Source organism: Kitasatospora sp. NPDC059599 (assembly GCF_042735125.1).
Classification (GTDB): domain Bacteria; phylum Actinomycetota; class Actinomycetes; order Streptomycetales; family Streptomycetaceae; genus Kitasatospora.
This window is the reverse complement of the sequence record NZ_JBHWCL010000125.1, coordinates 23,398-29,910: the sequence shown is the minus strand read 5'-3', so window position 1 is coordinate 29,910 and position 6,513 is coordinate 23,398. Positions and strand designations below refer to the sequence as shown.

Genomic DNA, 6,513 nt, shown 5'->3' with positions numbered 1-6,513 from the left:
GCGACCCGGGTGGCCGGGGGGGCCGACCCGCCCCCCGGGGACGCCCACCCCGGGGACCGCGTCAGGTCCCGGCGGGGGCTCGGCGGGCGGGAGGGCGGTCAGCGGGTCCTCGGCGTGGTGGACGGCGTGGGCGAGCGAGCGCTCGTAGTCGGTGCGGGGGAAGACGAACGGTCCGACGGCCAGGTCGCCCCAGGCGGGGCGGCGGGGCTGGCGGAAGGCGGACCAGGTGACCGTGTCGGCCGTGGCCGTGATGCGGGTGAGCAGGGGCCAGCACTCCCAGATGCCGCAGGGGCAGCCCAGGACGGCGGTCGCCCCCGTCGCGCGGTCCCGGACCTCCGGAGCCGCGTCGCCGAGGAAGTGGCGTCCCGGTGAGCCGAGTTCGGCCTCCGTCAGGCCGCCGTACTGGTGGAGCAGGAAGTCCTCCACGGCTTCCGGGGTCCGCTCGTCGGGGTTGCCCTCCTGCTGCCACCGGGGGCGGGTGGCGTCCGCGGCGTGGACCCGCAGGTCGGCGCCGTCGACGCGCAGGCCCCACAGCCGGGTGGACGTGTACGTGAAGAACTGGACACTGTGCACGGGGACATCCTCCCGGGTGGCGGGGGCGGGCCCGCGTCCGGGGCGGGTGCGTGGTCTCCGGCGCACCGGTGGTGCGGCTCAGACCGGCAGCAGGCGGCCGATGAGTTCGCCGAGGCGGCGGGCGTTGCGGCAGGAGTGCATCTCCACGACGTCGGCGTAGGCGGGGGCGGCGGAGTCGCCAGTGGGCCAGCGGGAGGGCTCCTCCGGGTTGAGCCAGATGACCCGGCGGGCCCGGGCGGCGATCCGGCGCAGGGCGTCGAGGTTCGGGTCGCGGTGGTTGGTGCGGGCGTCGCCGAGAACCAGGACGCAGGTGCGCGGGCCGACCGCGTCGAGGTGGTGCCCGGCGAAGTCGCCGAGGGCGGAGCCGTAGTCGCTGTTGCCGTGGTGGCCCGTCACCTTGGCCCCGGTGAGGATCCGGGCGGCGAGGCGGGCCGGATCGTCGCCGGCCCCGAGCAGGTCGGTGACCTCGGCGGTGCGGTTGACGAAGGCGAACACCCGGACCTTGCTGAACTGTTCGCTCATCGCCTGCACCAGCAACATGGTGAAGTCGGCGAAGCCCGCCACGGAGCCGGAGACGTCGCAGAGCAGCACCAGCTCCGGGCGGGCCGGCCGGCGCAGGCGGTGGACCGGGCGCAGCGGTACGCCGCCGGTGCCCAGGGAGCGGCGCAGGGTGCGACGCAGGTCGATGTGGCCGCGGGCGGCGCGGCGGCGGCGGGCGGCGAGCCGGGTGGCGAGCTTGCGGGCCAGCGGGTGGACGGTGCGGCGCAGTTCGGCGAGCTGGTCGCGGCCGGCGTAGAGGAAGTCGATCCGGTCGACGGTCGGGGCGACGGCGCGTTCGGCGATCCGCTCGGCGCCGCGCAGTTCGGCGACCCGGCGGCGGGCCTCGCCGGTGACCAGGGCGCGGAAGTCCCGGATGCGGCGCCGGACCTCGTCGGCGAGGACGAGGTCGGACAGGTCGGTCGCGGAACCGGCGGTGCGCAGGGCGGCGAGGATCCGGGCGAGCAGCGTCTCGGGGGAGAGCCGGCCGAGCGCCTGGTGGGCGGACCAGCCGTCGGAGCCGGGCGTGCTGCCCGCGCCGTAGCGGCCGAAGGCCTCCACGACCTCGCCGGCGAGCCGGGCCTGGGCGGCGCGGTCGTCGGCGGCGAGGGCGGCGGCGAGGCGGTCGCGCAGGTCGTCGCGGAGCGGGTCGGGGCGGCCGAAGCGCGGCGGCTCGGGGTCGTCGGGGACGGGCAGCGGGTCCGCACGGACGGCTTCGGGGGTGCCGACGCCGAGGGGGAAGAACAGGTCGAAGGTCGCGTCGAAGACCGTCCGCTGGGTCTCGGAGCGCAGCAGGGCGGCGGCCAGTCCGGCCCGCATCCGCTCGCGGTCGGCGAAGCCGAGGACGTCGAGGACGGCGGCGGCGTCCACGGTCTCCGCGGGGCCGATCCGCAGGCCGTGGCCGCGCAGGGCGCGGACCAGGCCGGTGAGGCGGGCGGCGGTGTCGGCCGGCGGGGCTTGGGCCGGCGCGGGTGCGGAGGGCCCGGGTGCGGTCGGCTGGAGCGCGGCCGGCGCGGCTCCGGTCGGGCGGGGCTCGGCGGTCATGCGAGGGTGAGCTTCCGGGAGGCCTTCCGGATGTCGTCCTGGTGCTTGAGGATCACCCCGAGGGTGTCCCGGACGGCGGCCTCGTCCAGGGTGTCCGCGCCGAGGGCGAGCAGGGTGCGGGCCCAGTCGATGGTCTCGGCGACGGACGGGGCCTTGCGCAGGTCCATCGCGCGCAGCGCGCCGACGACCCGCACCAGCGATTCGGCCAGGGTCTCGTCCAGCCCGGGCACCTTGAGCCGGACGATGCGGCGCTCCAACTCGGCTTCCGGGTAGTCGAGGTGGAGGAAGAGGCAGCGGCGGCGCAGCGCCTCGGAGAGGTCGCGGGTGGCGTTGGAGGTGAGCAGCACGAAGGGGCGGCGGCTCGCGGTGATGGTGCCGAGTTCGGGGACGGTGACCTGGAAGTCGCTGAGCACCTCCAGGAGCAGCGCCTCGACCTCGACGTCGGCCTTGTCCATCTCGTCGATCAGCAGCACCGTCGGTTCCTCGCCGCGGATGGCGGTGAGGAGCGGGCGGGTGAGCAGGAACTCCTCGCCGAAGATGTCGCCGCGGGCCTCCTCCCAGCCCTCCTCGCGGCCGGCGGTGATCCGCAGCAGCTGCTTGGCGTGGTTCCACTCGTAGAGCGCGCGGGCCTCGTCGATGCCCTCGTAGCACTGGAGCCGGACCAGCCGGGCCCGTCCGATCGCGGCCACGGCCTTGGCGAGTTCGGTCTTGCCGACCCCGGCCGGGCCCTCGACCAGCAGCGGCTTGCCGAGCCGGTCGGCGAGGAACACGGTGGTGGCGACGGCCGTGGAGGCGAGGTAGCCGGTGGCGGCGAGCTGTTCGGCGGTGTCCGTGACCGAGGTGAAGAAACCCGTGCCGTTCGTCGCGTTGCCGTTGCCGTCGTTGCCCATGTGCCGCCCCGTTTCCGCTTCGTCGTCTGCGTGCGGCGCCACCCTACCGGCCGGTCACTTCCGTGTCCCGGTGTCCCGCGCGGGCACGGCCGGGCGGCGTACGGCGTGGTGCCGGTGCCGTACGCCGCCGTGGTCGGGGTGGGGCTGTCCGTCAGCGGGCGGTGGGGACCGTCAGTTGACGTAGAGGGCGGGGCTGCCGGCGACGGAGGTGTCGGTGACCGGGCCGTACGTGGCGCTGAACCAGCCGGTCGAGAAGCACAGGCCGGGGCCGGAGACCAGCGTGAAGGGCTGCGCGGAGAAGCCGATCGTGTTGCCGGTGTTCGAGGTGGTGCCGTTGATCCCGGTGCTGTTCTGGTAGTTGCAGGTGATGCTGCCCAGGATGGTGCCGAGGACGACGGTGGTGCCCATCGCGCCGGCCGCGCCGGGGGTGAGCTTGACCGGGTTGCCGGGGGCGTCGCTGACCGTGTTGGTGAACGGCAGGTTGGTGACGGTGATGCTCTTGACGCTCGTGACGCCGAGGACGTTGGAGGTGCAGGAGCCGAAGGTCTGGGTGTTGAGCTGCTCGACGGCGCTGCCCGGCGCGGCCGGGTTGGAGGTGACGGTCGCCGAGAAGGAGGAGGCGGCGCACTTGATGCCGCTCGTCCCGGTGGCGCTGTTGTAGAAGGTCGCGTAGCTGCCGGAGACCAGGTTGGCGGTCAGGACGTCGCCGACGGCGACGGCCGGGCCGGTCGGGCTGCCCGTGGTCAGTACGGCGGTGGCGGCCTCGGCGGGTGCCACGGCCGCACCGGTGAGGGCGAGTGCGGTGAGGGCGGCGGTGGCGAGGGTGCGACGGATGCGCATGAGGGTACCTCTCTCCGTCCGGGGGACGGGTGGGGGAATCCCGGCGTGCGGGTGTGGTGGTGTGCACGGCGGGGAAGTGCATGGCGTACCGGAGGCTCCGGCGGGGCCGCGGTGCGGGCGGGCCCGGCGCCACGGGCCCGCTCGTGCGGCTCGGCTGTACGGCCGTGAGGCGGTTCGGCTGCAGGGCCGTCGGGCCGTGCGGCGGTTCGGCGGTGCGGAACACAGCGGCACTGCCCGGCGGCGCTGCGCCGGGCCGGTGCGGACGTGCGGTGCTGTGGGGGTGCACGTCGGCGGCTGCCACCGCCGCGGGCCTGCGCCCGCCGTGGTCCCGTGGCCCGGGTGGTGCGTCCGGACCGGGGGAGCCCCTGGAGGTCGACCGGTGGGGGCCTGCTCGTCCACCGGTTGGAAACCTGTCAGTGTTGTAAACCCGGTGTTGCGTCAATGTCAATACAGGACACAGGAGTTGGTGATGGAACGGAACTACCTCCGGAGTGCCGACACGGTCCTGCTGCCGGGCGCGCGGACCGGCCGCGATCCCGCCCGGTCGATCAAGCCCGGCCCGCGCCGGCAGCCCGCGGGCGTGGTCGCCGCAACCCAGCGCGAACGGCTGCTGGACGGGCTGGTCCGGACCGTCGCCGAACGCGGCTACCAGCACGCGACGGTGAGCGACATCTGCCGGGCGGCGGGCGTGACCAGGCCGGTCTTCTACGAGCTGTTCAGCGGCAAGGAGGACGCCTTCCTCGCCGCGCACCGCTACGGCACCGGGGTGGTGCTCCGGCGGATGGCGGCGGCGTTCGCGGCCGAATCCGACTGGTGCCACGGGATCCGGCAGGCGCTCGGTGCGATGCTCCAACTGCTCGCCGGGACACCGGCGTTCGCGACCATGGCGGTGATCGAGATCGAGGCGGTCGGCCCGGAGGGGCGCCGTGAGCGCGATCAACTCCTCACCAGGTTCCGGGCGTTCTTCGCCGAGGCGCCCCAACTCCCGTGCGGAATCACGGTGGACGAGCTGGTAGACGCCGTGGTCGGCGGCGTGTACAGCGCGATCCACCGCCGGATCGACTCCGGCCGCACCGATCAACTGCCGGAGCTGTTGCCCGTGTTGAGCATGTTCTGCCTGGCACCGTTCCTCGGCCCGGCAGAGGCCGCCGAACGGCTCGGGGTGGCGGGAATGGCCGAGCGGCTGGGCCTGGCCGAGGCGCCGGAACGGGTCGAGGCCGGGATCGGTGAAGATCCTTCGTGCACCCGTATTGACCCGGCCAATACCGGGCAGTAGCTTCCCAGTTACTTACCGCGCTCCGACCGGACCCGCCCCGCTGCCGAGGGGCGGGCGGCCCGTTCGGGCCGCGGAACGCTGTCCGCGCCAGGACAACGTGCCAGTGCCTGCACACCCAATCCACCCACAGGGAGCACACATGGCCATGTCCGAGGACGCCGCCGCGGCGGCCGGGACCCCACAGCCGGTCGGGCCCAGAAGAGGCCGGGTACGGCTCAAGCGCACCGCCCTGATGGCCGTGCCGGCGATCGCCGCCGGGGGCGTCCTGATGGCGCTCACCGCCCAGGGCGTGCTCGCCGCGCAGTTCTCCATCTCCGGCATGCCGTTCACCATCACCGCCGACAAGCTCGACGGCAAGGGCTTCGCCCAGTTCGGTTCGCTGGACTCGATGATCCCCGACAGCCCCAACGCGGGCTCCACCGGCGGCCAGGTGCTGGTCGCGGTGTCGGCGATCAAGAGTGCCGAGATCACCAACCTGTGCCAGAGCGTCGACCTCGGCGGCATCAACCTGGTGATCCACGCGGGCGACGGCGGCACCCCCGTCAGCGCCTCCAACCTCACCACCGACTCCGATCTCCTGTCCGGCGACGCGGAGTTCACCAACATCGAGATCGGCGGCGACGCCAGCACCTTCGACAAGGCCGGCCCGGTCGGCAAGGGCAACCCGGGCGTCTTCGGCCAGCAGGCCGACACCGTCGTGCTGACCCACCTCAAGCAGCACAACTACGCGAGCACCGCCGTCGGGTTCAAACTGCCCAACCTGCGGCTGAGCTTCGGCTCCCAGGGCTGCTGAGCATGACGGAGTCCGTACCGGAGCCGGCCGGGACCGGTGGGGGCGTCGGGGCGCGGGCCGAGGGGGTGGCGGCCGAGGGGACGGCCACCGCGCCCGGCACCGCCGCCGCGACCGCCGACGGTGCCGAGCCCGCCGCCCGCCCGGTCACGCGCGACTGGCGGGGCCGGCGACCGTTCTGGGGCGGGCTGCTGGTGCTGCTCGGCGGCGCCGAGATCCTGTTCACCCTGCGGGCCCCGCTGCCCGTCGTCCTGCACATCGGGATGCAGGGGCTGGCCGGGTACCTGGTGCCGGCGGTGATGGTGCTGTGCGGCCTGCTGATCCTGTTCAACCCGGCGCAGCGGCTGTTCTACTCCGTCCTCGCCGTGCTGGCCGCACTGGCCAGCTGGGTCACCTCCAACCTGGGCGGCTTCCTGATCGGGATGCTGCTCGGGGTGGTGGGCGCCTGCCTCACCTTCGGCTGGCTGCCCGACCAGCCGCTGCGCCGGGGCCGGCAGCGGCGGCTGGACCGCCGCGAGGAGCGGCGGACGGCGAAGACGGCCTCGGTGTGACGCGGGTGCCCC

7 protein-coding genes are annotated in these 6,513 nt (G+C 74.3%); 3 read left to right on the top strand and 4 right to left on the bottom strand.

Going from position 1 to position 6,513, the window contains the following annotated elements:
• The 4 genes from ACFV04_RS32765 to ACFV04_RS32750 form a co-directional block, all read right to left on the bottom strand.
• A partial coding sequence (locus ACFV04_RS32765; protein WP_380534460.1) for a hypothetical protein occupies positions 1–573 on the bottom strand: 573 nt, incomplete at its 3' end.
• 78 nt (positions 574–651) lie between these two features.
• Positions 652–2,154 (bottom strand): VWA domain-containing protein, encoded by a 1,503-nt coding sequence (locus tag ACFV04_RS32760; protein ID WP_380344460.1) that lies wholly within the window; start codon positions 2,152–2,154, stop codon positions 652–654.
• On the bottom strand, positions 2,151–3,044 hold the full coding sequence (locus ACFV04_RS32755; protein ID WP_380534458.1) for an AAA family ATPase: 894 nt from the start codon (positions 3,042–3,044) through the stop codon (positions 2,151–2,153). The genes ACFV04_RS32760 and ACFV04_RS32755 overlap by 4 nt, the downstream gene beginning before the upstream one ends.
• A gap of 171 nt (positions 3,045–3,215) precedes the next feature.
• Positions 3,216–3,884, bottom strand: a complete 669-nt coding sequence (locus tag ACFV04_RS32750) for a Tat pathway signal sequence domain protein (RefSeq protein ID WP_380534456.1) — start codon at positions 3,882–3,884, stop codon at positions 3,216–3,218.
• Between the two features lie 469 nt (positions 3,885–4,353).
• On the opposite strand from ACFV04_RS32750, the gene ACFV04_RS32745 reads away from it, so the two are divergent.
• From ACFV04_RS32745 to ACFV04_RS32735, 3 genes are all read left to right on the top strand, one after another.
• Complete coding sequence (locus ACFV04_RS32745) at positions 4,354–5,160, top strand: TetR/AcrR family transcriptional regulator (protein ID WP_380344452.1); 807 nt, start codon at positions 4,354–4,356, stop codon at positions 5,158–5,160.
• Between the two features lie 139 nt (positions 5,161–5,299).
• Positions 5,300–5,953: a DUF6230 family protein gene (locus tag ACFV04_RS32740; RefSeq protein WP_380344449.1), complete on the top strand. Its 654-nt coding sequence runs from the start codon at positions 5,300–5,302 to the stop codon at positions 5,951–5,953.
• 2 nt (positions 5,954–5,955) lie between these two features.
• On the top strand, positions 5,956–6,501 hold the full coding sequence (locus ACFV04_RS32735) for a DUF6114 domain-containing protein (RefSeq protein ID WP_380534454.1): 546 nt from the start codon (positions 5,956–5,958) through the stop codon (positions 6,499–6,501).
• Positions 6,502–6,513 lie beyond the last annotated feature (12 nt).